This window comes from Streptomyces nigra, from assembly GCF_003074055.1.
Lineage (GTDB): Bacteria > Actinomycetota > Actinomycetes > Streptomycetales > Streptomycetaceae > Streptomyces > Streptomyces nigra.
Map to the genome: position 1 here is coordinate 3,917,033 of NZ_CP029043.1, position 24,435 is coordinate 3,941,467.

General features: G+C 71.6%; 31 protein-coding genes. 16 read left to right on the forward strand and 15 right to left on the reverse strand.

Features of this window, described 5'->3' with window-relative positions:
- Positions 1-6: 6 nt before the first annotated feature.
- Positions 7-465 (reverse strand): FxLYD domain-containing protein, encoded by a 459-nt coding sequence (locus DC008_RS18105; protein ID WP_108707867.1) that lies wholly within the window; start codon positions 463-465, stop codon positions 7-9.
- Positions 466-652: 187 nt separating this feature from the next.
- Here DC008_RS18105 and DC008_RS18110 point away from each other — a divergent pair, with 187 nt between their 5' ends.
- A complete protein-coding gene (locus tag DC008_RS18110; protein WP_108707868.1) occupies positions 653-1,129 on the forward strand; it encodes a DUF7144 family membrane protein in 477 nt (158 codons plus the stop codon).
- 35 nt (positions 1,130-1,164) lie between these two features.
- Here DC008_RS18110 and DC008_RS18115 read toward each other — a convergent pair whose 3' ends face one another.
- Entirely contained in the window at positions 1,165-1,533 is a 369-nt protein-coding gene (locus DC008_RS18115; protein WP_108707869.1) for a DUF6479 family protein, read from the reverse strand.
- 31 nt (positions 1,534-1,564) lie between these two features.
- The gene (locus DC008_RS18120; RefSeq protein ID WP_108707870.1) at positions 1,565-2,023 is read right to left on the reverse strand and encodes a VOC family protein; all 459 of its coding nucleotides are present in this window, start codon (positions 2,021-2,023) and stop codon (positions 1,565-1,567) included.
- A gap of 214 nt (positions 2,024-2,237) precedes the next feature.
- Between DC008_RS18120 and DC008_RS18125 the strand changes: the two genes are divergently transcribed.
- From DC008_RS18125 to DC008_RS18150, 6 genes are all read left to right on the forward strand, one after another.
- Complete coding sequence (locus tag DC008_RS18125) at positions 2,238-2,615, forward strand: Tat pathway signal sequence domain protein (RefSeq protein ID WP_108707871.1); 378 nt, start codon at positions 2,238-2,240, stop codon at positions 2,613-2,615.
- Complete coding sequence (locus tag DC008_RS18130) at positions 2,612-3,253, forward strand: class F sortase (protein ID WP_108707872.1); 642 nt, start codon at positions 2,612-2,614, stop codon at positions 3,251-3,253. The genes DC008_RS18125 and DC008_RS18130 overlap by 4 nt, the downstream gene beginning before the upstream one ends.
- 134 nt (positions 3,254-3,387) lie before the next feature.
- Positions 3,388-3,879, forward strand: a complete 492-nt coding sequence (locus DC008_RS18135) for an RNA polymerase sigma factor (protein WP_108707873.1) — start codon at positions 3,388-3,390, stop codon at positions 3,877-3,879.
- Entirely contained in the window at positions 3,863-4,384 is a 522-nt protein-coding gene (locus tag DC008_RS18140) for a hypothetical protein (RefSeq protein WP_108707874.1), read from the forward strand. The genes DC008_RS18135 and DC008_RS18140 overlap by 17 nt, the downstream gene beginning before the upstream one ends.
- A gap of 154 nt (positions 4,385-4,538) precedes the next feature.
- Positions 4,539-5,762: an SLC13 family permease gene (locus DC008_RS18145; protein ID WP_425276542.1), complete on the forward strand. Its 1,224-nt coding sequence runs from the start codon at positions 4,539-4,541 to the stop codon at positions 5,760-5,762.
- Positions 5,763-5,767: 5 nt separating this feature from the next.
- Positions 5,768-6,253, forward strand: a complete 486-nt coding sequence (locus DC008_RS18150) for a universal stress protein (RefSeq protein ID WP_108707875.1) — start codon at positions 5,768-5,770, stop codon at positions 6,251-6,253.
- 66 nt (positions 6,254-6,319) lie between these two features.
- On the opposite strand, the gene DC008_RS18155 is transcribed toward DC008_RS18150, so the two are convergent.
- A complete protein-coding gene (locus tag DC008_RS18155) occupies positions 6,320-6,862 on the reverse strand; it encodes a tellurite resistance TerB family protein (protein WP_108707876.1) in 543 nt (180 codons plus the stop codon).
- Between the two features lie 228 nt (positions 6,863-7,090).
- On the opposite strand from DC008_RS18155, the gene DC008_RS18160 reads away from it, so the two are divergent.
- On the forward strand, positions 7,091-7,303 hold the full coding sequence (locus tag DC008_RS18160) for a DUF4287 domain-containing protein (protein ID WP_055621164.1): 213 nt from the start codon (positions 7,091-7,093) through the stop codon (positions 7,301-7,303).
- A 22-nt stretch (positions 7,304-7,325) separates the two neighbouring features.
- Here the strand turns inward: DC008_RS18160 and DC008_RS18165 are convergent, their stop codons facing one another.
- Complete coding sequence (locus tag DC008_RS18165; RefSeq protein WP_108707877.1) at positions 7,326-7,646, reverse strand: GYD domain-containing protein; 321 nt, start codon at positions 7,644-7,646, stop codon at positions 7,326-7,328.
- 709 nt (positions 7,647-8,355) lie between these two features.
- On the opposite strand from DC008_RS18165, the gene DC008_RS18170 reads away from it, so the two are divergent.
- The 6 genes from DC008_RS18170 (at position 8,356) to DC008_RS18195 (ending at position 15,065) form a co-directional block, all read left to right on the forward strand.
- The gene (locus tag DC008_RS18170; RefSeq protein WP_108707878.1) at positions 8,356-9,762 is read left to right on the forward strand and encodes an FG-GAP-like repeat-containing protein; all 1,407 of its coding nucleotides are present in this window, start codon (positions 8,356-8,358) and stop codon (positions 9,760-9,762) included.
- A gap of 55 nt (positions 9,763-9,817) precedes the next feature.
- The gene (locus tag DC008_RS18175) at positions 9,818-11,251 is read left to right on the forward strand and encodes an FG-GAP and VCBS repeat-containing protein (protein ID WP_108707879.1); all 1,434 of its coding nucleotides are present in this window, start codon (positions 9,818-9,820) and stop codon (positions 11,249-11,251) included.
- 97 nt (positions 11,252-11,348) lie between these two features.
- Positions 11,349-12,797: an FG-GAP repeat domain-containing protein gene (locus DC008_RS18180; protein WP_108707880.1), complete on the forward strand. Its 1,449-nt coding sequence runs from the start codon at positions 11,349-11,351 to the stop codon at positions 12,795-12,797.
- Between the two features lie 121 nt (positions 12,798-12,918).
- On the forward strand, positions 12,919-13,821 hold the full coding sequence (locus tag DC008_RS18185) for a Yip1 family protein (RefSeq protein WP_108707881.1): 903 nt from the start codon (positions 12,919-12,921) through the stop codon (positions 13,819-13,821).
- Between the two features lie 117 nt (positions 13,822-13,938).
- On the forward strand, positions 13,939-14,265 hold the full coding sequence (locus DC008_RS18190) for a GYD domain-containing protein (protein WP_108707882.1): 327 nt from the start codon (positions 13,939-13,941) through the stop codon (positions 14,263-14,265).
- A gap of 131 nt (positions 14,266-14,396) precedes the next feature.
- The gene (locus DC008_RS18195; RefSeq protein WP_108707883.1) at positions 14,397-15,065 is read left to right on the forward strand and encodes a Type 1 glutamine amidotransferase-like domain-containing protein; all 669 of its coding nucleotides are present in this window, start codon (positions 14,397-14,399) and stop codon (positions 15,063-15,065) included.
- 204 nt (positions 15,066-15,269) lie between these two features.
- Here DC008_RS18195 and DC008_RS18200 read toward each other — a convergent pair whose 3' ends face one another.
- From DC008_RS18200 to DC008_RS18250, 10 genes are all read right to left on the reverse strand, one after another.
- Positions 15,270-16,691, reverse strand: a complete 1,422-nt coding sequence (locus DC008_RS18200) for a recombinase family protein (RefSeq protein ID WP_108707884.1) — start codon at positions 16,689-16,691, stop codon at positions 15,270-15,272.
- Positions 16,692-16,820: 129 nt separating this feature from the next.
- Positions 16,821-18,212, reverse strand: coding sequence for a replication initiator protein RepSA (gene repSA, locus DC008_RS18205; protein WP_108707885.1), 1,392 nt, complete (start codon positions 18,210-18,212; stop codon positions 16,821-16,823).
- On the reverse strand, positions 18,209-18,904 hold the full coding sequence (locus DC008_RS18210; protein ID WP_108707886.1) for a DNA cytosine methyltransferase: 696 nt from the start codon (positions 18,902-18,904) through the stop codon (positions 18,209-18,211). Before DC008_RS18210 ends, repSA begins: the two co-directional genes overlap by 4 nt.
- Positions 18,901-19,146 (reverse strand): hypothetical protein, encoded by a 246-nt coding sequence (locus tag DC008_RS18215; RefSeq protein ID WP_244221372.1) that lies wholly within the window; start codon positions 19,144-19,146, stop codon positions 18,901-18,903. The genes DC008_RS18210 and DC008_RS18215 overlap by 4 nt, the downstream gene beginning before the upstream one ends.
- 5 nt (positions 19,147-19,151) lie before the next feature.
- Positions 19,152-19,331, reverse strand: coding sequence for a hypothetical protein (locus DC008_RS18220; protein WP_108707888.1), 180 nt, complete (start codon positions 19,329-19,331; stop codon positions 19,152-19,154).
- A gap of 91 nt (positions 19,332-19,422) precedes the next feature.
- Positions 19,423-19,719 carry a hypothetical protein gene (locus tag DC008_RS18225; RefSeq protein WP_108707889.1) on the reverse strand — a complete coding sequence of 99 codons (297 nt, stop codon included), beginning with the start codon at positions 19,717-19,719 and terminating at the stop codon, positions 19,423-19,425.
- A gap of 13 nt (positions 19,720-19,732) precedes the next feature.
- Entirely contained in the window at positions 19,733-19,915 is a 183-nt protein-coding gene (locus tag DC008_RS18230; RefSeq protein ID WP_052836926.1) for a mobile element transfer protein, read from the reverse strand.
- Between the two features lie 15 nt (positions 19,916-19,930).
- Positions 19,931-20,590, reverse strand: coding sequence for a DUF2637 domain-containing protein (locus DC008_RS18235; RefSeq protein WP_108710757.1), 660 nt, complete (start codon positions 20,588-20,590; stop codon positions 19,931-19,933).
- Between the two features lie 219 nt (positions 20,591-20,809).
- A complete protein-coding gene (locus DC008_RS18245; protein ID WP_108707891.1) occupies positions 20,810-22,147 on the reverse strand; it encodes an FtsK/SpoIIIE domain-containing protein in 1,338 nt (445 codons plus the stop codon).
- 2 nt (positions 22,148-22,149) lie between these two features.
- Complete coding sequence (locus DC008_RS18250) at positions 22,150-22,479, reverse strand: SCO3933 family regulatory protein (RefSeq protein WP_108707892.1); 330 nt, start codon at positions 22,477-22,479, stop codon at positions 22,150-22,152.
- A gap of 138 nt (positions 22,480-22,617) precedes the next feature.
- On the opposite strand from DC008_RS18250, the gene DC008_RS18255 reads away from it, so the two are divergent.
- Complete coding sequence (locus tag DC008_RS18255; protein WP_108707893.1) at positions 22,618-23,400, forward strand: GntR family transcriptional regulator; 783 nt, start codon at positions 22,618-22,620, stop codon at positions 23,398-23,400.
- 11 nt (positions 23,401-23,411) lie between these two features.
- Positions 23,412-23,915 carry a GNAT family N-acetyltransferase gene (locus DC008_RS18260; RefSeq protein WP_341867320.1) on the forward strand — a complete coding sequence of 168 codons (504 nt, stop codon included), beginning with the start codon at positions 23,412-23,414 and terminating at the stop codon, positions 23,913-23,915.
- Positions 23,916-24,435: the final 520 nt, after the last annotated feature.

A 24,435-nucleotide genomic window follows, 5' to 3' on the forward strand; every position in this document is an offset into this window, starting at 1 on the left:
GGGGGTTCAGTAGCGCACCGCCCGCGCCACCTCCGCGCGCACCTGGCCGCTCAGGTCGCGGGTGCTGCGGGCGGTGGCCTTGCCGGTGGCGCCCGCCGCCACGTCGGACACGGTCACCACCGCCGCGTCCAGCAGATTGCCGTCGTCGTCCTTGAAGTCGACCTGGACGGCGAAGGACTTCTTCGAGTCGGTGGTGTTCTCCGCCGAGATCTCCGCCTCCGCGCGCCCGTCCGCGTTCGTCGTCACCGCGCCCACCCGTACGGCGTCCTTGGCGTTCACCCCGCCCTTGATCTCGTCCAGCGCGCGGCCCGCCTCCGCCGTCGCCGAGGCGTACGCGGACGCCGCCTTGCTGGCCACCGAGGCGGGGGTGTCGCCGTCCGAGCACGAGGTGAGCGTCGCGACGGTGAGCGCGGCGGCCGTCAGCAGCACGGCGGTCCGGGTCCGGGGAGTGCGGGGAGAGGGCATGACGGCTCCAGGGAGGTGCGGCGGTCCCTCCAGTGAAGGCCGCGACGGCCCCGCCTGCACCCCGGCCGTCACCCGATCGGCCCGTGCCCCCTGGTGGGCGGCCCCGGGCGCCCGGATCGTCATAGCGACCGCAGCACCCGTTGGCACGACCGATCGCGTTCCACGCGAGAAGTGGGGTACGGCAGCCATGACCCAGCAGCAGTCGCAGGCGCACGCCACCGACGCGGCCCACAGCGCCGCCGGCCCGTCCGCGTCCAGGGCCGCCTCCCCGTCGTACGGGCCCCGTCGCCCTTCCGGGGGGCTGACCGGCGCACTGGTCTTCGCCGGTGTGCTGATGCTGGTCGACGGGGTGCTCGCCATCCTTCAGGGCATCTCGGCCCTCGCCGCCGACGACGTGTACGCACGTGTCGGCGACTACGTCTTCAAGGGGAGCCTCACGACCTGGGGCTGGGTGCTGCTCGCCCTCGGCGTGGTCGCCGTGTCCGTCGGCTACGGCATCCTGCGGGGCGCCTGGTGGGCCCGGCTCACCGGCATCTTCCTGGCGTCGCTCGGCATGGTCGCGCACTTCCTGTTCCTGCCGTACGCGCCGGTCTGGTCGGTGATCATGGTGGCCGTCGACTTCTTCGTGATCATGGCACTGGCCCTGGCGCCCGATCCCACCTGACCCGGCGCGCGGGCCGGGTCAGGAGCGATCGACGGTCAGCGGTGGCCGATGCCGCCGCCCCCGAAGGACCCGCTGTGCCCCGGATCCCAGCGCCTTCGGTGCTGGTCCTCGCTGCGCCTGCTGCTCGCGGCGTGCAGCTCGTGCGGCAGGAGTCGTTCCCCGCCCTCGCCGTGCGGCACCTCGTCGGGTTCCCGCACCTCACGGATCTCGTGGACGGCACCGCCGTCGGGCAGATGCGTCTGTTCCTCCGGAGTGGGCCGCGGCGACTCCTTGTCGCGGACCCGCATGCCGAACTGCACCGCCCACACCAGTGCGCCGGCGATGAAAATCCCACCCGCCAGAGCGGCGATCCACCGCAGGACCTCGGTGGATGTGGCCGCCAGTTCAAGCGTCGCCGTAGTCATGTCTCAATTATCACCAAAACGGACGAATAGGCTATGCCTGGGGTGAATCGCCTTTCGTCGGTTCCTGCGGCGTCTCCCCCAGTTCCGTGAACAGCGTCAGCTGCAGGGCGCCCGGCGCCTCCAGCCGGGAGTTCAGGGAGTTCCAGGGCGTGCGCGTCGGCTCGGAGAGCACCTCGGCGCCGGCCGCCGCGAGCCGGGCGGTGACCGCAGGGGAGTCGTCCACCTGGAAGGCGACCCGGACGTGTCCCGCGACCCGGCGGCCCACCTCGACCTCGTCGATGTACTCCGCGTGGTGCGGGTCGGTCAGCTCCAGGGTGGCCCGGCCGGCGTCCAGGATCGTGACCCGGCCGTCCGGCGAGGAGAACGCCGCCTGCTCGGGCAGGCCGAGGACGTCCCGGTAGAAGCGCAGGGCCTCGTCGTAGTCGTCGGCCGTGACGACGAGCCGGAGCTCACGCACCCGGCCGGGCTGCTCGGCGGGGACCTCGGGCATGGCGTTCTCCTTCGTCGGAGGGCTGTGTCCCGTCAACTTCCCCTGACAGCCGTGGAATTCCCTGGACTGACGTTCCATCACCCGCCCGTGGCACGCTCCCCGCACCGGCTTTGCCGACTCTTTACAACCCGGCCCGGGGCCGCGTCGTCTCTCCGCTCGACCCGTCACCACCCGCCCGGCGTTCCACCGGGCGAACGACGAAAGAGAGCGACCGATGCGCCGAACCGTGTTCAGTGCCCTGGCACTCACCTGCACCGCCCTGCTGGCGAGCGCCGCCCCGGCCCTCGCCGACAGCTCCGCCCCGAGCACCGCCCCCAGCACCGCGACCCGCACCCCCAGCCCGGTGCCGAGCGACCCCGCGCAGGAGGCCGCCTCGCCCGTGCCCAGCGAGCCCGCGCGGGACGCCGCCTCGCCGGTGCCGGCGGAGCGCGGCCAGGTCGCCGTCCGCCCGTCCGGCGCGCCCGACACGGGCGTGGCCGACTCGTCCTCCGGCACCTCCACGGGCGCCCTGACCGGTGCCGGCGCCGCCGCGGTGCTCCTCGCCGGAGGCGCGACGTTCGTCGTCCGGCGCCGGCGGACGCACGGCGCATGACGCCGCTGTCCCGGCGCGCGTTCGGCACGGCCGCGCTCGCCTCGGTCCTGGTGGGCTGCGGCGGCGGCGCCTCGGAGTCGTCCGCGAGCGCGCCCGCCCGCCGGACGCGGGGCACCGGGGGCGCCGCAGGGAGCGGCGACCGGTCCGCCGGGTCGTCCGCGAACGCCGCACGCGCCCTGGGCCCTTCGGCGCCCGTCCGGCTGCGCATCCCCGCCATCGACGTCGACACCCCGCTGATCCGGCTGGGCCTGGAGAAGGACGGCACCGTCGAGGTGCCGCCCATCACCGCCCACGACCGCGCCGGCTGGTACCGGCACTCGCCCACCCCCGGCGAGGTCGGCCCGTCGGTCGTCCTCGGCCACGTCACCGTGGGCGAGTACGGCGACGGCGTCTTCCACGACCTCAGGCGGTTGCGCAAGGGGGACCGGATCGAGGCGCGCCGGCAGGACGGCAGCACCGCGGTGTTCGCGGTCAGCTCCGTCCGCACGGTCGCCAAGGCCGCGTTCCCCTCGGACGACGTCTACGGGGACGTGGACCGGCCCGAGTTGCGGCTGATCACCTGCGGCGGGCCCCGCGAGGGACAGGAGTACCGCGACAACGTGATCGTGTTCGCGGTGCTGAGCCCGTCGTCCCCGTGACCGGCCCACCGTCCCTCTGACCGGCCGCCGGGGCGGAAACCGGTCCGGACCGCGCAACGCGCGCGGCCGGACCGGCATCCTCCCCCGTGACACCCCGGCCGGCGACCCGGTCGCCGGCCCGACCATGGAGAGCGTTGAAACGGTCCCGAGACGAGGCGGCGTCCGAGCTGTTCGCCGCCCTCTACCCCCGTCTGGCCGGCTGGTGCCGTCGGCTGGTCGACGACGACGAGACGGCCCACGAGATCGCGTCGGAGGCCTTCACCCGGCTCTGGGCCCGCTGGAGCAAGGTGGACGAACCACGCGGCTTCGTCTACGTCACCGCCGCCAACCTGGTCCGCGACCACTGGCGCAAGCTGGAGCGCGAACGCCGGGCCGTGCGCCGCGCGACCACCGAGGCCGCCGTCGCACCGCACCCCGAGCAGGCCGACCCGTCGGTCCGGCTGCTGGTCCAGTCGCTGCCGGAACGGCTGCGCATCCCCATCCTTCTCCACTACTACGCTGACATGCCGATCCGGGAGGTGTCCGTGCTGACCGGGCGCAAGGAAGGAACCGTCAAGGCCGACCTGCACGCGGCCCGCGAACTGCTCCGCGTCCACCTGAGGAGAAGCCTTGACCACTCGCATTGACGGCGACGAACCGGACGGCCGCGCCCTCGCCGACGACGACCCGCTGCTCGTCGTCCTGCGCCCGCCGTCCGAGCATCTGGCCCCGCCGCCCGGCCACTACGAGGCGATCCGCCGCCGCGCGTCCCGCCGCCGCCTGGCGCGTACGGCCGCCGGGGTGGGCGTGACCTGCGCGGTGGCGCTGCTGGCCGCGCTGCCGTTCACCGGGCAGCGCCCGGACACGCCGACGTCCCCGGCCCCGCCGCTCGCGCCGCCCACGGGCGGCCGTACGGCACCGGCGACCCCGGAACCGGTGCCGAGCCCGAGCACGGAGCCGTCCGCCGGGCGGACGCCGTCGGCGCCGCCGTCCGAGGCGTCGAGGACCGGCACCTCGGCGCCCGCCGACAGCCGGCGACGGGTGACGGACGCACCCGTGGAGGACCAGGCGGCCCGGCCCACGGCGTCCCCGAGCGCGCGGGGCGAGGTGCCGACGGTGGCACCGGGCCGCGAGACGGCCGAGCGCCGGTAGGAGCTGGGTAGAACACCTGGTGGGGATCGGGGTGGGGCGGGCCGGGAGGCGGCCGCGCGGAGTACCGTGCGGCGAGATCGACCGGCGGACCCTCCGCCCTGCCCGGAAGGACCGGAAGCTGAACGCCTCGCTCGCGGAGACGTTGTCTGTGGCCATGCTCGTGCTCGTGCTGGCCGGTGCCGTCGTCCGGCCCTTCGGACTGCCCGAGGCGGTGATCGCCGTGCCGGCCGCGGCACTGGTCGTCGCCACCGGCGCCCTCTCACCCGCCCACGCGCTCGACGAGGCCGAACGCCTCGGCCCGGTGATCGGCTTCCTCGCGGCCGTCCTGGTGCTCGCCCAGCTCTGCGACGACGAGGGGCTGTTCCAGGCGTGCGGGGCGTGGATGGCGCGAACGGCGGCGGGCCGGCCACGCCGGCTGCTCGGCCAGGTGTTCCTCGCCGCGTCCGCGATCACGGCCGTGCTCAGCCTGGACGCCACCGTCGTCCTGCTCACCCCCGTCGTGTTCGCCACCGCCGCCCGGCTCGGCGCCCGTCCCAAACCGCACGTCTACGCCTGCACCCATCTGTCGAACACGGCGTCCCTGCTGCTGCCGGTGTCCAACCTGACGAACCTGCTGGCGTTCGCGGCGAGCGGGCTGACCTTCACCCGGTTCGCCGCGCTGATGGCGCTGCCGTGGCTGGCCGCCATCGCCGTCGAGTACGCCGTCTTCCGGCGCTTCTTCGCCACCGACCTCGACGCGGGCGCGCAGGCCCCGTCCGCCGGTGACGCCCCCGCACTGCCGCTGTTCGCGCTGGTGACGGTGGGCTGCACGCTGGCCGGGTTCGTGGTGACCTCGGCCGTCGGCGTCGACCCGGCCTGGGCGGCCTTCGCGGGCGCGGCCGTGCTCGCCGTACGGGCCCTGCTACGGCGCCGCACCACCGCGAAGGCGCTGCTGAACGCCGCGTCGGTGCCCTTCCTCGCGTTCGTCCTGGCCCTCGGGGTCGTCGTCCGCGCGGTCGTGGACAACGGGCTCGACACGGCCCTCGGACGCCTCGTCCCCGACGGCACGGGACTGGCCGCCCTGTTCGGCATCGCCGTGCTCGCCGCGGTGCTCGCCAACGTCATCAACAACCTGCCGGCGGTGCTGGTCCTGCTGCCGCTGACCGCCGGCTCCGGGCCCGGCGCGGTCCTCGCGGTGCTGCTCGGCGTGAACATCGGCCCCAACCTGACCTACGCGGGGTCGCTGGCCACCCTGCTGTGGCGGCGTATCGTGCACGCCCACGACACCGAGGTACGGCTGGGGGAGTTCACCCGGCTCGGCCTGTACGCCGTACCCGCGAGCCTGTGCGCCGCCGTGGTGGCACTGTGGGCCTCACTGGCCGTGATCGGAGGAGGCTGAAGCCGATGGCCGTGGTCGTCTGGATCGTCGAGGGCACCTGGCCGGCCTGCGTGGACGCCGCGCGCCGGCACACGTCCGAGGGCGACGGGATCGTCCTGCTGCACGTCACCGGGGACGACGTGGCCGAGGCCGCGCACAGCGCGTTCGCCGGGCTGCTGGGCCGCGGCCATCCCGAACGCGACCCCGGCACCCGGGTCGAGCACCTCGCCGCAGCCTCCGCCGAGGGCCTGCTCGGCGCGGCCGCCGAACGGCTCGGCCGGCCCTGCACCCGCACCGAGCGCACCGGCCGCGTCGAACGCGAGGTCGTCGCCGCCGCGGAGGGCGCCGACCTGCTCGTCCTGGCCCGCGACGGCGACCGCAGCCGGCTCGGGCCCCACAGCCTGGGCCCCGCCAGCCGCTTCGTCGTCGACCACGCCCCATGCCCGCTGCTGCTGGTCTGGCCGGAGCCGGCACCGGGGCTCACGACGATGCCGGGGGCGCCGCCGCACTGACCTCGCCGTGCCCGCAGCAGCATCGGTCTCGCAGGATCCGCAGCAGCACCGACCTCGCCGGAGTCGTCAGAGACCGAACTCCTGCGGCGACAGGTTGAGCACGCCGCACGCCTCGCGCAGCACCTGCTCCTCGGCCGGGGCCACATAGCCGTCAGCGCCGGCCACGACGAACCCGGTCTGCACGACGGCACGGGCCTCCGTGGGCTTCTTCGCGGCCTTGGCGATCTCCTGGAGCGCGTCGGCCTTGCCCTGCTGGAAGTTGGCGGCCATCTGGTCCACATGCTTGTTGAAGCGCTGACGGAGCTGCTCCGACGGGAAGTTCTGCAGCACGTCGTTGTTCAGGATCAGCGACTCCACATGCTGCCGCTCGGCCGGGTCGACGTGCCCGTCGGCGGCGGCCACCAGGGCGCACATGGCCATGCTCGCGTCTCTGTACGCGCCGCTCTTCAACTCCGTCTTCAGCGAGGTCAGCTGGGACTTCAGCGCGCTCACCAGCTGCGCCTTCGAACCCCCGGACCCCGAGCCCGGGCGTCCGTGCCCGCCGGAGCCGCGGCCCTGGGCCTGCTGCAATCCCTTGGCCTGGTCCTTGATCCGGTCCCACATCGCCATGCGTGCCACCTCGGCTTCGTATCGGTCGGCTCGGTCGCCGCGCGCTCCCGCACGTCACGGTGACAACTCCCGCCGCTCCGGCGAAGTTCCAGGAAGCCGTCACCCCGTCAGGTGACGTGCAGGGATGGGTGATGCAGCTCACATGCGCTGGGCGATCAGTTCCACCGTCGCCGCCGGTCCTCCATGACGACAGACACAGCCACTCCCCTACCGGAACGGACGGACGACATGAGCGCACCGGTGAAGGGCCCCGCCTCCTACTTCCCCTCGATCGAGAAGAAGTACGGCCGCCCGGTCGAGCACTGGAAGGACCTCATCCGCACCTCGCCGCTGACCCGGCACATGGAGCTGGTCGGCTGGCTCAAGACCGAGCACGGCCTCGGGCACGGCCACGCCAACGCGCTCGTCGCCCACACGCTGGCCGAGCGGTCCGACGGCTGAGTTACGGGACTGTGCGGGACTTCTACGCGCCGGGTGCCCGGAAGGACACCTGGCGGCGGGTCGCCTCGTCGATCTCGTCCAGGCTCAGCAGGGGGGTGGCCTGGGTGCGCAGGGCGCCGCTGGCCTTCACCCGGAGGCTGACGGCGGCCATCGCGACCGGGTCGGGGAAGTCGACGACGACGACGATGTCGTGCTCGCCGAAGGCGAAGTACATCGTCTCGACCGTCCCGCCGAGGCTCGCCACGGCCTGCTCGACCGCCGTACGGCGGCTGCTCGCACCCTCCTTGAGCAGCCCCTTGGTGCCCTCGGGGGTGTAGGTGGCCTGGATGAGGAACTTCGGCATCGGACGCTCCTGACCTCGTTCGCCGTTCGCTCGTTGTCACCGTGCTACGGCCGAGGACCTTCCCGCCCGGCCGTACGCCCACCGCCCGGTGCCCGCGCTTTCACCCGTCGGGCCCCGGGGAAATTCGTTGAACTCGCGTACAACCCTTGGACCCCGCTGAAGGTCTCCTGAGAGTCGACTGTTCGTAAAGCCATGGCCAAAGCCAGGTGAACGAGGCAGGTCGCACCCCGTCTGCGATGCCCCGCGGGGCATCCCGCATGCCGCAGGAGATTTCGCATGCACCACGCACACGTACCCGTGCTCGCGGCCGCGCGCCCGCGTCGGCCCGCCGGTTTCCGCCGTGCCCCCGGGACGGCCACCGCGGCCGCCCGCCCGGTCTTTTCGCGCGGGACCGATCGCCGCATCCCGGATGCCACAGGCGTCCCGGCCGTCCCGGCCGCCGGAAGCCCGACCCCGCGCGTCCTCCTCGCCGCCTGACCCAAGCCCGGCCACCGGCCCCGATCACCGGCCACCGGCCGCCCGTCCCCCCGCCGACCCCCCGCCCACCGGGCGGTGGCGGCCGGCGGGAGGAGACGGACGGCCACCCCCGCGGCGGACCCCACGCCCGTACCGCGTCACCCGCACGGTCGGGTGTCCCGCCGCCCGCCGGGCCCGTTCCTCACCGTCCCCACGGGCCCGGCCCCGACCCGCCTCACCAGGAGCAACCACCTTGCGCAAGCGCCCCCTCCTCCTCGTCGCCACCCTCACCACGGGACTGCTCACCGCGCTTCCGGCGACCGCCGCCTCGGCCGCGCCGTCCAAGCTGGCCGGCGACTTCAACGGCGACGGCTACCGGGACGTCGCCGTCGGCGCACCGTGCGCCGAGGTGGGCGCCGAGTCCTGCGCGGGCGCCGTCGTCGTGCTGTACGGCTCGTCCTCGGGTCTCTCCGCGAGCCGCAAGGCCGTGATCACCCAGAACTCCGCCGGTGTCCCCGGCACCGCCGAGTCCGGCGACCTCTTCGGCTCCTCGATCGCCGCCGCCGACCTCGACCGCGACGGCTACTCCGACCTCGTCGTCGGCGCGTCCGGCGAGACCGTCGGCACCGATGTGAGCGTCGGCTCCGGCACCGTCCTGTGGGGCTCCAAGTCCGGTCCGAGCGGCGGCAAGGGCCTGCCCCAGCCGTCCGGCCTCGCCCGGTACGGCGGTTACTCGTGGGGTGCCGCGGCCGCCGACTTCGACGGCGACGGCGACACCGACGTCACGCTCACCGGCCAGAACCACACCCACCTCTACCAGGGCCCGTTCACCCGCACCGGCGGCCCGCTCAGCCACCAGCGCGTCGGCGAGGTCGGCACCACGTACGACGTCATCGCCGGCGACCTGAGCGGCGACCGCGCCGCCGAACGCGTCTACCCGATGATGGTGGACGGCGACACCGGCGGGACCGTCCTCACCTACCGCTGGACGGGCACCGGCTACAAGTTCGGCGAGCTGACCCAGGCGGACGGCATGAGCGGCTCGATCGCCGACATCAACGGCGACGGCTACGGCGACCTCGTCCTGGGCGACGCCTCGGACCCGAGCGCCGACAAGCCCGGCGGCCACAAGGGCGGCCAGATCACCGTCTGGTACGGCGGTCCGACCGGCCCCGACCCCGCGCAGAAGCCGACCGTCGTCCACCAGGACTCCACCGGCGTCCCCGGCTCCGGCGAGACCGGCGACTCCTTCGGCTCCGAGGTGAGCACCGGCGACATCAACGGCGACGGCTACGCCGACGTCGTCGTGGCCGCCCCCGGCGAGGACCTCGAGAAGGCGCAGGACGCGGGCTCGGTCACCGTGCTGTTCGGCTCGGCGTCCGGTCTGAGGACGTCCGGCTCGAAGTCGTACACCCAGAACACCGCGGGTGTCCCCGGCACCGCCGAGAGCGGCGACCGCTTCGGCACCTCCGTGGACCTCACCGACGTCACCAAGGACGGCCGCGCCGACCTCACCGTCGGCGTCGACGAGAACGGCACCGGCGGCGTCTGGACCCTGCGCGGCGCCTCGACCGGCCTGACCACCAGCGGCGCCCAGGGCATCACCGCCACGGCCGTCTCCGTGAAGGGCTACTACTTCGGCTCGGACATCGCCCAGTGACGCGCCACCCCGCACTCGACTTCCGCACCCTTCCCACCTGAAAGGGGACCTCACCGTGCGCAAGCGCACCCTTCTGCTGGCGGCGGCCGTCACCACGGGCCTGCTGACCGCGCTCCCGGCCACCGCGGCCACCGCCGCGCCCTCCGGCCTGGACGGCGACATCAACGGCGACGGCTACCGCGACACCGTCATCGCCGCGCCCCTGGCCAAGGTGGCCGGCAAGAGCAAGGCCGGCTACGTCGCCGTCGTCTACGGCAGCTCCAGCGGCCCGAACACCGGCAAGCGGCAGATCATCAGCCAGGACACCGCCGGCATCCCCGGCGTCCCGGAGAGCGGCGACTACTTCGGCGACCGCGTCACCACCGGCGACCTCGACGGCGACGGCTACACGGACATCGTCGTCGGCGTGCACGGCGAACGGATCGGCTCCACCGACGACTTCGGCGCCCTGACCGTGCTGTGGGGCGGCGCGAACGGCGTGACGTCCGGCACCGACGTGTCCTCCCCGCTGCCCGAGTACCGCAGCGAGCTGGGCTGGTCCGTGGCCACCGGCGACTTCGACGGCGACGGCGCCACCGACCTCGCCGCGGTGAACCTGGCCTACCCGGAGCTGAACATCTTCAAGGGCCCGCTGACCCGCACCGGCAAGGCCGCCGCGCTCACCGGCATCGACACCGACGAGCAGACCGGCATCAACGCCGACCGGATCACCTCCGGCGACGTCACCGGCGACGGCCGTACCGACCTGCTCGTCATGGGGCAGGAGGAGTACAGCGGCGGCTACCGCACCCGCGGCGTCCTCTACAAGGGCTCGGCGTCCGGCCTCACCCCCGGCGCCAAGGTCGCGGGCGGCTACGCGTCCGTCATAGGCGACGTGAACAAGGACGGCTACGGCGACATCGTCACCGGCAACTTCATGGAGAAGTCCACCGACGAGCCCAACGGCGGCCTCGGCGGCGCCATCACCGTGACCTACGGCGCGTCCGGCGGCCTGAGCACCCGCACCCCGGTCCGCATCACGCAGGACACCGCGAACGTGCCCGGCGCCTCCGAGAAGAACGACGCCTTCGGCTGGAGCCTGGACGCCGGCGACACCAACGGCGACGGCTACACCGACATCGCGGTCGGCGTCGCCGAGGAGGACCTCGGCAGCAAGCGGGACGCCGGATCGGTCGTCGTCCTGCGCGGCTCGTCCTCCGGCCTGACCGGCACCGGCTCCAAGGCGTTCACGCAGGACACCACCAACGTCCCCGGCACCGCCGAGTCGTACGACTACTTCGGCCACTCCGTGCTGCTCACCGACGCCAGCAAGGACAACCGCGCCGAGCTCGTCGTCGGCGCCCGCGGGGAGAACGACGGCGCCGGCTCCGTCTGGACGCTGCGCGGCACCGCCTCCGGCATCACCGCCACCGGTGCCAAGTCCTTCGGCAGCGCGACCGTCGGTGGCGCCTCGGGCCTCGCCTACTTCGGCGACGTCCTGGCCGGCTGACCCACCGCACCACCCGGACCTCCCGAGGGGACCGGCCGCCCGCGACCCGCGGCGGCCGGCCCCGCGGACCATCCCGACACCGCAGGAGAGACCCCACATGCTCCGGCACCACCGCACGCGCCTCCACTCCCTCGCGCTCGCCACGGCCACCGTCGCGGCCACCCTGACGGCCGCCCCGCTGCTGACCGCGGCCCCGGCGGCCGCCGCGCCCGCGAAGTACGCGGACGACTTCAACGGCGACGGCTACCGCGACCTCGCGACGGCGGCGCCGTACACCCCGGTCGGCGGCAAGACCGACGCGGGCGCCGTCGTGGTCACCTACGGCTCCGCGAGCGGCATCAGCGCCTCCCGCCGCGCGATCATCACGCAGGACACCACCGGCGTCCCCGGCACCGCCGAGCAGGGCGACCGCTTCGGCCGGGGCCTCACCTCCGGCGACCTCAACCGGGACGGCTACGCCGACCTCGTGGTCGCCAGCCCCGGCGAGGACGTCGGCTCCGACGTCGACGGCGGCTCCGTCACGATCCTCTGGGGCGGCAAGAACGGCCTGTCCGGCGGCCAGTCCGTCCCCGACGGCGCCCCCTCCGCCCACGACGAGTACGGCATGTCGCTGACCGTCGGCGACTTCACCGGCGACGGCAAGGCCGACCTCGCCGTCGGCAGCACCGGCAAGGACGTCTGGATCCACAAGGGCGGCTTCCTGAAGGCCTCGGGCGCCGCGTCCCGCGACGTCCTCACCACCGACCTGAACACCGGCGCCATCTACGGCTCCCAGAACCTCGCCGCCGGCGACGTCGATGGCGACGGCACCGACGACCTGGTCGTCAGCGGCACCCAGGCCGGCACCTACGACGAGGGCGCCTTCGTCTACCTGGGCTCCTCGTCCGGCTTCACCCGCCAGACGATCCTGGTCGACGGCGCCTACGAGATCGCCGCCACCGGCGACCTCAACGGCGACGGCTACGACGACATCGTCACCTCGACGTACGGCGACGGCGTGAAGAGCCTCGGCGGCTCCGTCAACGCCTACCTGGGCAGCCCGAACGGCGTCGGCACCCGCGCCCAGACCACGATCACCCAGGACACCGCCGGCGTCCCCGGCTCCGACGAGGAAGGCGACTGGTTCGGCAACGACCTCTCCCTCGGCGACATCGACAAGGACGGCTACGCCGACCTCGCCGTCGGCACGATCCACGAGACGATCGGCGACGCGAAGATCGCCGGCAGCGTCACCGTGCTCCGGGGCTCCGCCGCCGGCCTCACCGCGACCGGCGCCAAGGCGTTCACACAGAACACGGCCGGCGTCCCCGGCACCGCCGAGTCCGCCGACCGCTTCGGGGCCTCGGTGCGCCTGTCCGACCTGACCGGCGACGGCCGCGCCGACCTGTCCGTCGGCGCCGACGGCGAGAACCACCCGGCGGGCTCGATCTACAGCCTGCGCGGCTCGGCCACGGGCGTGACCACCACGAACGCGAGCAGCTTCGGCCCCGGCTCCCTCGGCCTGCCCTCGGGCTACCTGCGCCTGGGCCAGAACATGCTCAGCTGACTCCTGCTGCTCCGCCCCCCCTCGGGGGCACCCTTAGGGGATGTCACAGCTCGGCAGCAAAGCCGGGCCCTAACCCCGGGGCCCGGCACGCCGTTTGCCAGGACCAGGTACGTTCGAAGACGTGGCTGGATTCAGGATCGGACGGGGCAGCCGGAACAACGGCACCCCGCACACGCAGCAGACGCCCCAGGGACCGTCGTACGGCTACCCTCCGCCGCCGCAGCAGCCGTACACCGGCTCGGGCGGCGGAGGCGGCTGGCCGCAGGCGCACGGCGGCGGGCACGGCGGCCCCGGCGCCCACGGCCCCGGTCCGGCGAACCACGGCGAGCCGGAGTACTTCGGCGACGGCGGCTACCCGGGCGCCCCCGCCGACCCGTACGCGGCGAACAACCCCGGTCACACCCAGGCCTTCTCCGTCGGCGAGGACCCGTACACGCAGGGCGACACCTACCGCGCGGGCACGGCCCCGGCCGGGCCGGTCGGCCCCCGCCTGCACTGGAAGGACCTGCTGCGCGGCGTGATCCTCTCGCCCGCGCAGACCTTCCTGCAGATGCGGGACTACTCGATGTGGGGCCCCGCGCTCATCGTGACGTTCCTCTACGGCCTGCTCGCGGTCTTCGGCTTCGACGGCGCCCGCGCGGACGCGATCAACGCGACCCTCTCCAACGCGGTCCCGATCGTCCTGACCACCGCCGTCGCCATGGTCCTGTCGGCCTTCGTCCTGGGCGTCGTCACCCACACCCTGGCCCGCCAGCTGGGCGGCGACGGAGCGTGGCAGCCCACGGTCGGCCTCTCCATGCTGATCATGTCCCTCACGGACGCCCCGCGCCTGGTCGTCGCGATGTTCGCGGGCGGCGACGCGCCCTTCGTCCAGATCCTCGGCTGGGCGACCTGGGTGGCGGGCGGCGCGCTGCTCACCCTGATGGTCTCCAAGTCCCACGACCTCCCCTGGCCGAAGGCCCTGGGCGCGAGCGCGATCCAACTGGTCGCCCTCCTGTCGATCGTGAAACTGGGCACGTTCTAGCCCCCAGCCAACGGAAAAGGGCCCCTGCCGCATCGCCGGCGGGGGCCCTTTCCGTAAACCCCGACCGGTAGGGGTACGGGTACACACAGAACGTACTGGCCCGAAAGGGGAGAAACGATGCCGCTCTACCTGTCGAGGTTCAGCTACACGCCGGAGACCTGGGCGCGGCTGATCGCCCACCCCGAGGACCGCGCGAAGGCCGCCCAGGCGTACATCGAGTCCGTCGGCGGCAGGCTCCACGGCTTCTGGTACGCCTTCGGCACCCGCGACGGCTACAACCTGTGGGAGGCCCCCGACAACGTCTCCATGGCCGCAGTCGCCCTGGCGATCAGCGGAGGCGGCGCCCTGAGCTCGTTCGAGACGACGGTGCTCCTGACGGTCGACGAAACGATCGAGGCCCTCCAGAAGGCAGGCCAGGTCGGGTACCGGGCCCCCGGCGCGTAGTCACGGGTCCTGCCACGCCGCACAGCGATGAGTTCCGGGGCGGTCCCCGGTCTGTCCACCGGGTCAGATCACACAGATCGCAGGCCAAAGACCACTCCATCGCATCCATCGCACACGTGTCGGGAGTCATCTTGAAGCTTCTTCTCACGGCGGCGGGCATCACCAACGCGAGCATCCGGGACGCGCTCGTGCGCCTGCTGGGCAAGCCGATCGCCGAGGCCGACGCCCTGTGCGTTCCCACCGCGGGCTACGGGCACCCGATGGGCAGTCCTGCCGGGGCCTGGCGGTTCATCAGCGGACGGTCGCCCCTGCCCATGTGCGGCCTGGGGTGGAAGTCCCTGGGAGTGCTGGAGCTCACGGCGCTGCCCAGCATCGGTGCGGAGCGCTGGGTCCCCTGGGTCCAGGAGGCGGACGTCCTGCTGGTGAACGGCGGGGACGCCCTGTATCTGGCCCACTGGATGCGCCAGTCCGGTCTGGCGGACCTGCTGCCGTCATTGAGCGAGAAGGTCTGGGTGGGCTTGAGCGCCGGGAGCATGGCGATGGCCCCGCGGATCGGCGAGTACTTCGTCGAGTGGACGGCGCCCACCGGGGACGACAGCGGGCTGGGTGTCGTCGACTTCTCGATCTTCCCGCACCTGGAGCACCCGGACCTGCCGGAGAACACGATGGCGAAGGCGGAGAAGTGGGCGGCCGGCCTCCCGAATCCCGCGTACGCGATCGACGACGACACCGCCATCACGGTCGTCGACGGTGAGGTCGAGGTGGTCTCCGAGGGGAAGTGGCGTCACTTCCCCGCGTGATCCGGGGCTGGAGCGTCTTGAAGCGCCTCCTTGTTCTCCTTCGGAGCCTCGCCCGACTTATGTACTGGAGGCAGGACACTCCAGGCGTCGTTGACCCGATGAGGGTAGTTGGCTCGCTGCCTTTTGCCTGGTCAGGACGTTTCGCGAACATGCAGGAACGCGAGGCCGGCGGATGCACAGCCTCGCGTTCTGAGTCTTGCCCTGTCAGCGCCAGACAGGCTCGATCAAGCTCGGGTCGAACCTGCGCGTTCCCCTTCCCGCCGGATGGATCAGCACCGCCGAGAGACTGTGCAAGATCAATGCCTGCTGGCGTTCGATCGGGAGCGCGCGGAAGTCCTCGATGGTGTCGACGCTCAGGGATGCCGGCTGCTGCCGGGTCTTGCTGTGGCGCCCTCGCTCCAGCTTCAGCTCGTCCCGCCTTCGCTCCAGGTCCGGCAGGAGCTGAAGCAGCGTTGAGACCGTGATCTCCTTGGCCTTCGCAGCCTGCGTCAAGGCCGTGATGTCCGCCTCGACGTCATCAAGCAGGGACGCGCTTGGCCATGGTTCTTCCCCCGGCACTGTCGTGCTCGCGGCCCTCTCACGTTGCTCTGCGAGCACCAAGCTGATCACGAACTCGTCAACGGATTCGCCGGCCCGTCCGACCTTGCCACAGCCACCGTTCACGACGGAGCACTGATAGCTGAACGTGGCCCCCTTGGAGTTCGGGGATCGACGCCTGTTGACCTGTCCGCGAATCTTGGAGTGGCACAAGCCGCAGCGGGCGATCCCAGACAGCAGGTACTTCCTGGCCAGCGAGTGCCCGGGGTACTTCTGTTTGCGCTCCGCGACCACGGCGCAGACCGCTTCCCACTCCTCAACGGTGTTGATCGGTTCCCACTGACCGATGACCGGCTGGCCGTCATCATCGAGAAGGACTTCACCGTGATAGGTGCGGTAACCGCACAGCCGAGGATTAGTGAGCATCCGTTCGACCAGGTGATGCGGGAGCCGCGTAGTGCCTTCACGGGGATGCCCGAGGCCGCGACGTTGCCAGTCTGTGCGGATGGTTCCGATGCGCACGCCGGCCAGCAGTTGCTTCTGTGCGGCGCGGATGTGCTCCGCAGCGATCGGATCAACGGTCCGTCCGTCGGATTGCCAGCCGTAGGGGGCCGGCCCGCCGTTGGACTTACCTTGTAGCGCCAGTTCGAGGTGCTTGCGCTGGATGCGCCGAGATGCGTCGTGGGAGGACTTGTTGGCGAAAGCGACCATCACGCGAGCCATGGTGCGACCATCGGCTGTACCGAGATTGACGTCGTTGGTGACAGTGGCGAAGACGCGCCGTCGCCGTTCGTCGAAGAGATCGATGAGCCGTTCCAGATCCTTCGGTTGACGGGCAAGCCGATCGAGGTCGTAGGCCACTACGCCGTCGATCAGACCGTCCGCCAGGTCATTCAGCATCAGTTCGAACTGGGGCCGTCGCACGTTGCGCTTGTAGGCGGAGACGTCATTGTCCTCGTAGATCTTCGCGATGGCCCAGCCTCGGAGATCAGCCAGCCGTTCACAGTCCTCGCGCTGACGTGCGACACCCAGGCCGTCACCCTCGTCGTCACGCGAGATGCGGGTGTAGACCGCAACCCTGAGAGCCACGACTACGCCCTCCCCTGGAGGACCAGAAGGCGACGCACCCACTCGTCATCCCTCGCCGGCGCGTGGCGAAGGTGCTTCGCGATCCATTCGTCCTTGGACATCGCGGGCTTACGCGTTGTCGGTTGAGTCTTACTCGGCATCCGAGTCACCCCCTTCCCAGTCGGCCAGCGCTTCGCGGGCGAGTTCGCGGTTGTGCTGGATGTCCCGGCGGATGGTGGCGGCGAGCCAGGATTCGCCGGGGGTGTGGCCATGCCCCGCGTAGGTCCAGTGGGCAAGGGTCAGGGTGGTTACCTCCTCGTCGTCGGGGTCGGGCAGGCCGAGCGCGGCGCGTTGCTGGGCGGCGCGGTAGTCGGCGCGGACCTGGCGGAGGGCGCCGAGCGTGGTGGAGTAGCGGCGGGACTTGGTGGAGAAGTGGCCGCGGAAGCCGAGCATGTGTGCCCAGTCGCGGAGCTTGCGGTCCGGGTAGAGCGGGTGGAGGTCGAGGCACGCAGCGATGAGCCGGGCCGGATGCTCGGGGACGTCGAGGAGGACCAGGGCCTCCCTGTTGCCGATGCGGCGGTCGACGGTGCCGGTAGTCTCGGCGGCTTTGGTGGCGTACTTGGCGACGTAGGAGGCGACGGCCTGCTCGGTGATGTCCTCGCCGTCTCCGAAGGCCCGGATCGGGCGCACGTCGAGCTGTGTGCCCCATCGCAGGGTCCGTGCCGGTTGGTCGCCGGCCGGGGGCACGTCGACTTCCACGCGGGCCGCAGCGGCACGGATGGCGTCGTTGAGCAGGTCGAGGGTGGCCCACGCGGGCGGCGGGTCGTCGGGGCCGGCCGGGCCGTCGAAGCGGATCACGGCATGGAAGTGCACGGCTCCGCGCTTTTGGTACTCGGCGACCTTCCCGAACGACACCCGCGACTGCTCGCGTGCTGCCTTCTGGGTCAGTCCGGCCCGCTTGGCAATCTCTCGGCGCAGGTAGATCGTGAAGTAGCGCCACAGGTCCGAGGCGTGGTTGTTCCACAGCACCGCGCCCGCGTAGTCGTAGGCGTCAGGGTCGAGCGGTGTGCCTAACTCCGGGGCGTCCTCGGCGTGGTGGGTGCCGCATCGGCAGGGGCGGTTGCCGGGCCGGTTGTGGACCGGGCCGAAGGAGGGTGCGGTGAGGGTGGCGAAGACCCGCGGGTGATCCCGGATCGTCTCCGGGGTGCCCTTGGCGGGGTCGCCCACGAGTCCGGCCCGGATGAGGTGGTAGGTGTCGCCCGCGTACGTCCAGGCGCAGGCCGGGCAGCGCGAGGCACGGCGGTTGCCGCAGGCGACGCGCAGGACGCCTCCGGGTTCGGTGTCGGTCGAGTACGTGTGCAGTACCTGCCCGGTGGCCACATCGCGGGTGACGGTTGAGCCCATCAGGCGGATGGGGTCGGTGCAACCTCCGGTGCGCTTGATCTGTTCTCGGATGCGGTCGAAGCCGGGAGACCCGGCCAGCCTCAGCACGTCGGCGAGGGTGGCCGGGTCCAGGCCCGCCATGGTGGCGGAGTCGCTCACGCGAAGACCTCCTGCCGGGCGGTCAGGAAGGCGTGACCGATCCACTCGGTGTAGGCGGGCGGGATTGCCTCGGTCAGTTCCTCGCGTACGTCGGTCCAGGTGATGCCCATGGCGCGCTGCATCTCCGGGACGGTCGCCTTGCCGCCGCCGTTGCCGTACGCGGCGACATACGGGCCGTCGCGACGGACGCCGTGGCGGTGGCCGCGCACGTAACCCCGGTGCCGGGGGTGCGCCGGCTGCGCGGTGGCCCAGCGGCCCAGTTCGAAGTTGCGGTGACGCAAAACGCCGAGCCCGAACATCTCGCCGCACAGGGAGAGGTCTTTGCGGATCTCTGCCCGGCCGTTGGGCTGCTCGATCACGTACGGCAGGCCCGACGCGTCGAGGAGGGTACGGGTGGCAGCCACGAGGTCGACGTGCGAGCCGCCCCACCCCTGGGAGGCGTTCGTGCCCACGGTTAACGCACAGCTGGCCTGGCAGGGGGGGGAGCCGTGCACGAGGGTGTACCGCTCGATCTCGCCCGTGGCGATCAGGCGGGCGAGGTACTCCAAAGCGTCGCCCCGGTGGTACGAAAAGGGGTAGCGGGGGCGGTCGGCGATGTCGCAGCCGTCGACCTGGAACCCGGCGCGGTGGTAACCCATGGCGGCTCCACCGGAGCAGGAGAACAGATCAAGGACCCGGCCGGGGGTGGTCATCGGGCACCGCCCTTGTTGCTCTTGCGCGGGGGGTCGGAGTGGAACCGCTGGGTGCCGAGGTCGCGGCCGTCGTGCTCATGCCGCGGGGCGTTCGGGTTGCGTTCGTTCCAGTCCTCGGCACAGACCTTGTGGACGGGTTCGCCGGCGTGGGAGCGCAGCGGGGTGGGCTTGCCGCACTGGGTGCACGGGCAGTCGCCGCCGTGGTCGTAGTGCTGGCCGGAGTTCCAGTTCAGGAGGCTCACGACAGTCACCGGCCCGTCCGGGCAAGGGCCGCGGGGACCGTGTGGCCGGTGCCGTTGCAGCCGGTGCAGGTGATCCGGAGGGTGACGCGAGAGCCGTCGTCGTGTCGGGTGCCGGTGGTGATGGCGACCGTGGCGAAGCCGTCGCAGTCGCGGCAGACGCGCGTGTTCTGGGCGTGCTGGGGCATGATGAGGCTTCCCTTTCGGGTCCGTTGGATCTGGATGGGCGAGCCGTCCGGGGCGGCGGAAACTTGGCGGTTGAGGCCGCCCCGGAGGGCGTTACTTGCTGCGCAGGTTCTTGCGCTTGGCGGTGCGGTTGATCGTGTAGCTGAGGCCGCCGGTGGCCGACAGGACCGCTACGGCGGCGCCGGCGATGACCTGGACGACGAAGGCGATGACCAGCAGCACCGCGACCGATCCGGTGAGGACGACGAGCGTCAGGACGATCGGGCCCGTGTAGGAGCGGGGGGCCTGTTGGCCGATCACGACGCTTCGCACGTCGGTGCCGGGCGGGAGCTGCCGGTAGAGGTCGGCGGGGATGTGACCGGCGCGGATCTGGTCTTCGGGTAACTGCACGGCGTGCCTCCTTTCAGGCGCAGCGGTGGGTGCGGGCGGCGAGTTCTGCGGCTGACCGGTCGCCGTATTCGTTGGAAAAGCCGCACTTCGGGGCGGTGCAGGCGGCGGTGTGTCGGGTCTGGCCCCGGCCGTTGTTGAACGAGGCCACGCGGACCGGGCCGACGCGGATCACGTCGTAGAAGCGGTTCGGGCGCACGCGGGTCACCTCCTTTCAGGCGAGTTGGGCGACGATCGCGCCGGCAAGGTCTTCCGGGACGCCGAGGCGAGCGCGCAGGGTGGCCGTGTCGATGTCCGAGCCGGTACGTGTGCGGTGCTCGGTGGCGACCTTCCGGGCGTGGTCGATCAACGCTGGAGGCACCGCGGGAGTCGGGGCCGGGGCTTGCGGCAGTGCCGGGGCAGGCTCCGGCGTCGGGATCTCCGGGGCCGGTTCCGGGGTTGGTTCGGGCGCCGTGGGGCGGTCTACGGCCGGTGCTGGCCGTGGCGCACGCTCCGGAGCCGGTGCGGGGGCCGGGTCGGTGGGCGTGTGGGCGAGGAGGGTGCCGCCGAGGAAGGCCAGGGCGGGCCAGCCGGCGACGAGAATGCGCAGCCAGGCCGGGACGTGGTTCAGGTCGAGGAGTCCCGCGGTGGCAATGTTCGCGCCGAGGGAGGCGACCAGCGCGACCAGGAACCAGAACCAGGCGAGCTTCGAGCGTTCGGTGCGCAGTCGGCGCCACACGGCGACCAGGAGCAGGTCGACGGAGACGGGGTAGGCCCACGCCTTCCAACCGGTTTGGCCGGCCGCTTCGGCAAGGTCGTGCAGGTGGGCGAAGGACAGAGCACCGGCGATCACGGCCTGAATGAGTACGGCGTCGATGCGGATCGAGCGGAACACGGGCATTTCACCTCCCCTCTGGGGGTAAGGCGTCGGCAGGGACCTCGCCGGCACCGAAGCAGTTCAGGCATAGGCCGGCCTGCTGGCCGACCGTCCTGCGGTTGCGTCCGACACGGACGGGGCGGGTGACCTCCCCCGTGCCCTTGCAGGGCGAACACGGGGTGGTCTGGGGCTTGGCGGTCTTGCGCGGAGCCACGAGCGAACCCCCCTTCCAAGAGGTCAGGGCTGCGGAGTGACCAGCGGCGGGACGGTGGGCATCGGCGGCACCACCTGCCGGGCCGGGGGCCGGAACGGCGCCAGGAACGGCAGCTCCGGGGTGAGGTGCGCGAACTCCCGGCACACGGCCGCCGCTTCGGCCGGCGTGGTTTCCGGGGTTCGGATGCGGGACCACCCACCAGAGGTGTCGCCGGCCACCGCGACGCCAGGGCGGTCGGCGCGGATCGAGGTCGCCGCCATTACCGCGTCCGGGGCGATGTCGCCCAGGCCCATTTCGGCGGTCTGTTTGTCGTTGACGCGGTGGACCACACGGCCGGTGAGCTGGGCGCGCAGGGCGGTGGCGCCCCTGCCGAGGTCGGAGCCGAAGCGCTGCCCGCAGACCTCCAGGTAGATGCCGACCGCGCGGGCCATCTGACCGAGCCGGACCAGTTGCATGACCGTCCGGTCGCGGGCCGCTTCGTCCTTCTTCGAGGTGACGAAGAACAGCTCTGCCACCTCGTCGATCAGGACAACCAGCGGCACCGGCCGCAGCTTCGCAGGCAGGTCCCACATGTCCGAGACACCGTGCAGGGCGAGGAGATCGAAGCGTTCACTCATCTCCAGGACCAGCGCGTCTATCAGCCGCCCGGCCATGTCCGGGTCCGTGGCCAGGGCCGACAGGCGAGGCGCGTAGCGGCTGTGCTCGACACCGCGCTTGCAGTCGATGCCGACCAGACCCACCGGGAGTTTCGCCAGACCCTTGACCAAGTTCCGCTGGTACACGGACTTTCCGGACTGATTCGCTCCCAGGGTCAGTGCCATCGGAATCGCGCGGTAATCCCGCTCGAAGACCGTGCCGTCCTCGCGCAGAGCCACCGGGACCACGAGCCCGCGGGGCTGTGCGGAGCGGGGGAGACGGACGCGGCGTAGTACGTCGTAGCCCGTCATCCGCAGTTCGACATAGCCGGGCTTGGTCTCGGCCACGGTGATCGACTGGACACCGAAGGCGTGGCGCAGCCGTTCCGAAGAGGTGGCCACGTCGGCGGGCTCCAGGCCGGCCGGAAGCCGAAGCATGATGCGCAGCCCGGTGGAGGTGGGGCGGACTCGGCGGACCTTCGGCGGCACCGGCCGCACCTCACGACGAGACAGGTTGCGGGTCATGAGCGCCCGCAGACCGGTCGGCTGCACGGTGAGCCCGCACACCTCCATCGTGGACCGGTAGGACAAGGTGAACCGGCCCCAGGTGAGCGGCAGGCCCACCGTCGACCAGTACACGCGCGGCGCCCGGTGCTTCGCGTAGCCGAGACCGCCGGCGCCCGCTAAGGCGCCCGTGGCCTCCAGTAACAGGGTCAGGTCACTCATGATCAAGCCGCCGCCGTGATCGCGACGGCGCGGAACGAGATCCCGTGCCGCTTCTGGCCGTTGAACTCGTTCTCCCAGTCACGGGCCTTGAGGCCGACCACCCGCACCGGCATGCCCGGGGCCAGACCCTCGGGGTAGCCCGTCTCCGGGATGGTGACCTGGTAGAGGTTGCCCTCCCCCTCGTCCGACACGAGCAGGCCCACGGTGGACAGGCCCGCACCGGTGTCCCGGTCCACGGCCCGCTCACCGGTCTTCTTGTTGGCCATCTTCGGCTCGGGCGCGGTCGCCACGAACACCACGGCGGTCGAAAGGTCGATCTTGAACGACGGCATGCGTCACTCCCTCAGTCGAGGGCGCACGAGTGTTGTGCGCCCAACTGGCTTGAGCCACCTGCTGGCTTAAGCCAGTTGAGCATGAGCGGCCAATGCGGGTCAAGCATCTGGCTTGAGCCAGTTGCTAGAGTGGTCCGCATGACCCCGTCCGGCGCCTCGGCTGAACAGCTACCGAGCAGGCGCATCGCCGAAGACCTACGCCGCCAGATCGAGACCGGAGAACTCCGGAGCGGCGACAAGTTGCCGTCTGAACGAAAGCTCGCCGAGCAGTACGGGTCGGCGCGCAACACCGCACGTGAAGCGGTGCGCATCCTCGCCGAACAGGGACTCGTCACCGCCAAGCAGGGCAGCGGAGTGTTCGTCCGGACTCCACAACGTCTCTTCCGCTTCGGCAGCGATCGCTACTCGCTCAAGAACCGGGAGACGGGACTGACCCCGTTCCGCCTGGAGGCGAAGCGGCAGGGCAAGGTGGCGAGGATCGAGGTTCCGTCGATCACGCGAGAGAAGCCGCCGGCGGACGTAGCCGAGCGTCTGCGTGTGCCAGCGGACGATGAGAGTGTCGTCCACCGGGAGAACCACTACTTCGCCGACGACGAGCCGGTACAGATCGTTTCGACGTACCTTCGATGGGATGAGGCCCAGGGAACGCTTCTCATGCAGGCCAAGACCGGCAAGGACGGCATCTACGGACGGCTCCAGGACCTTGGGCACGTCATGACGCGCGTCCGTGACGAGATCAGCGCTCGAATGCCGACCCCGGAAGAGGCCGCAGTCTTGCAACTGTTGCCCGGGGTGCCAGTGCTTGAAGTCCTACACACCAGTCTCGATCAAGACGGCATTCCCTTCGAGGTGTCGCGGTACGTCCATAGAGCCGACCAAACCGGCTTGCTCTATGAACTGCCCGTCGAGCAGGAGGACTGACCTTGGAATCCGTGATCACCCGCCCGTTCACCGATGACGATCTGGCCGGCGCCGCGGCGGCGCTGGTCGAGGTCCACGACACGGACGGTTATCCGGTGGAAGGTGTCGACGACCCGGAAGCTTGGATCAAATCCGAGGATGTCCTGGCCGCATGGGTCGCAGAGAGTGGCGGCAGGATCGTGGGTCACGTGGCGGTGATGAAGCCGCAGGGGGAAGCCGCCGTAGACCTTTGGGTCAAGCAGAGCAACGACGACGCGGACCACGTAGGCGTGCTGGCACGGTTGTTCGTGGTGCAGTCAGCCAGGAAGCAAGCAGCCGGCCAACGCCTCATGGAAGCCGCTGTGTCCTATGCGCGCACCCAGGGGCTTCGCCTAGTCCTCGATGTCATGGTCAAGGACGCATCCGCTATCCGCCTCTACGAACGGCTTGGCTGGCGGAAGATCGGCGAGACCATTCATCACTTCGGCAACGGCGATGCCATCCCAGCCGTGTGCTACGTCTCCCCGACCGCCTGACCAGAGCTGTTACAGGTTTCTCTACCTCATCAAGCCCCGGCTGCGCTCCGCTCCGCCGGGCGCGCTTCCCGGCTCCGCTCCGGGCGACGCTCCTGCCTTCGGCCCGCTCCGCCCCGCGCTGCGCCGACGCGCGCCCACGAGTGGATAGGGCCGGATGCCATGAGGCGATCACCGCAGAGAGCGGCCCAAGGTCAAGACGATGCCTCCGGCGGGGGATCGGCCGGCACCGGGATGGAGGGGGCGCCGTTCCCGGCCGCGGGCGCGTAGTGGCGTGCGCGGGGAACTCCTATCCCGTCCACCGCCGACCCAGGCAGAGCCGAGCAGACGCGGCCCAGGGCGTCCAGGTCGTTCGTACAGTGGCGCGCTCCACCTGGACGCCCTGAACCACGCCCGCTCCACGGTGTGTGGGTCGACGGCGGACGGGATGGGAGCTGGGGAAAGTGGGGGCTGAGGCGAGGGAGCGGAGTAATCACCGAACGGAGGACCGCCAAGGCGTGGTCTTCCCCAGATAGGAACGGCC

Excerpts from the sequence above, each read along its gene's own strand:
- DC008_RS18105 (WP_108707867.1), bottom strand. The coding sequence starts at position 465 with ATGCCCTCTCCCCGCACTCCCCGGACCCGGACCGCCGTGCTGCTGACG.
- DC008_RS18110 (WP_108707868.1), top strand. The coding sequence starts at position 653 with ATGACCCAGCAGCAGTCGCAGGCGCACGCCACCGACGCGGCCCACAGC.
- DC008_RS18115 (WP_108707869.1), bottom strand. The coding sequence starts at position 1,533 with ATGACTACGGCGACGCTTGAACTGGCGGCCACATCCACCGAGGTCCTG.
- DC008_RS18120 (WP_108707870.1), bottom strand. The coding sequence starts at position 2,023 with ATGCCCGAGGTCCCCGCCGAGCAGCCCGGCCGGGTGCGTGAGCTCCGG.
- DC008_RS18125 (WP_108707871.1), top strand. The coding sequence starts at position 2,238 with ATGCGCCGAACCGTGTTCAGTGCCCTGGCACTCACCTGCACCGCCCTG.
- DC008_RS18130 (WP_108707872.1), top strand. The coding sequence starts at position 2,612 with ATGACGCCGCTGTCCCGGCGCGCGTTCGGCACGGCCGCGCTCGCCTCG.
- DC008_RS18145 (WP_425276542.1), top strand. The coding sequence starts at position 4,539 with ATGCTCGTGCTCGTGCTGGCCGGTGCCGTCGTCCGGCCCTTCGGACTG.
- DC008_RS18150 (WP_108707875.1), top strand. The coding sequence starts at position 5,768 with ATGGCCGTGGTCGTCTGGATCGTCGAGGGCACCTGGCCGGCCTGCGTG.
- DC008_RS18155 (WP_108707876.1), bottom strand. The coding sequence starts at position 6,862 with ATGGCGATGTGGGACCGGATCAAGGACCAGGCCAAGGGATTGCAGCAG.
- DC008_RS18160 (WP_055621164.1), top strand. The coding sequence starts at position 7,091 with ATGAGCGCACCGGTGAAGGGCCCCGCCTCCTACTTCCCCTCGATCGAG.
- DC008_RS18165 (WP_108707877.1), bottom strand. The coding sequence starts at position 7,646 with ATGCCGAAGTTCCTCATCCAGGCCACCTACACCCCCGAGGGCACCAAG.
- DC008_RS18180 (WP_108707880.1), top strand. The coding sequence starts at position 11,349 with ATGCTCCGGCACCACCGCACGCGCCTCCACTCCCTCGCGCTCGCCACG.
- DC008_RS18190 (WP_108707882.1), top strand. The coding sequence starts at position 13,939 with ATGCCGCTCTACCTGTCGAGGTTCAGCTACACGCCGGAGACCTGGGCG.
- DC008_RS18210 (WP_108707886.1), bottom strand. The coding sequence starts at position 18,904 with ATGACCACCCCCGGCCGGGTCCTTGATCTGTTCTCCTGCTCCGGTGGA.
- DC008_RS18220 (WP_108707888.1), bottom strand. The coding sequence starts at position 19,331 with ATGCCCCAGCACGCCCAGAACACGCGCGTCTGCCGCGACTGCGACGGC.
- DC008_RS18245 (WP_108707891.1), bottom strand. The coding sequence starts at position 22,147 with ATGAGTGACCTGACCCTGTTACTGGAGGCCACGGGCGCCTTAGCGGGC.
- DC008_RS18250 (WP_108707892.1), bottom strand. The coding sequence starts at position 22,479 with ATGCCGTCGTTCAAGATCGACCTTTCGACCGCCGTGGTGTTCGTGGCG.
- DC008_RS18255 (WP_108707893.1), top strand. The coding sequence starts at position 22,618 with ATGACCCCGTCCGGCGCCTCGGCTGAACAGCTACCGAGCAGGCGCATC.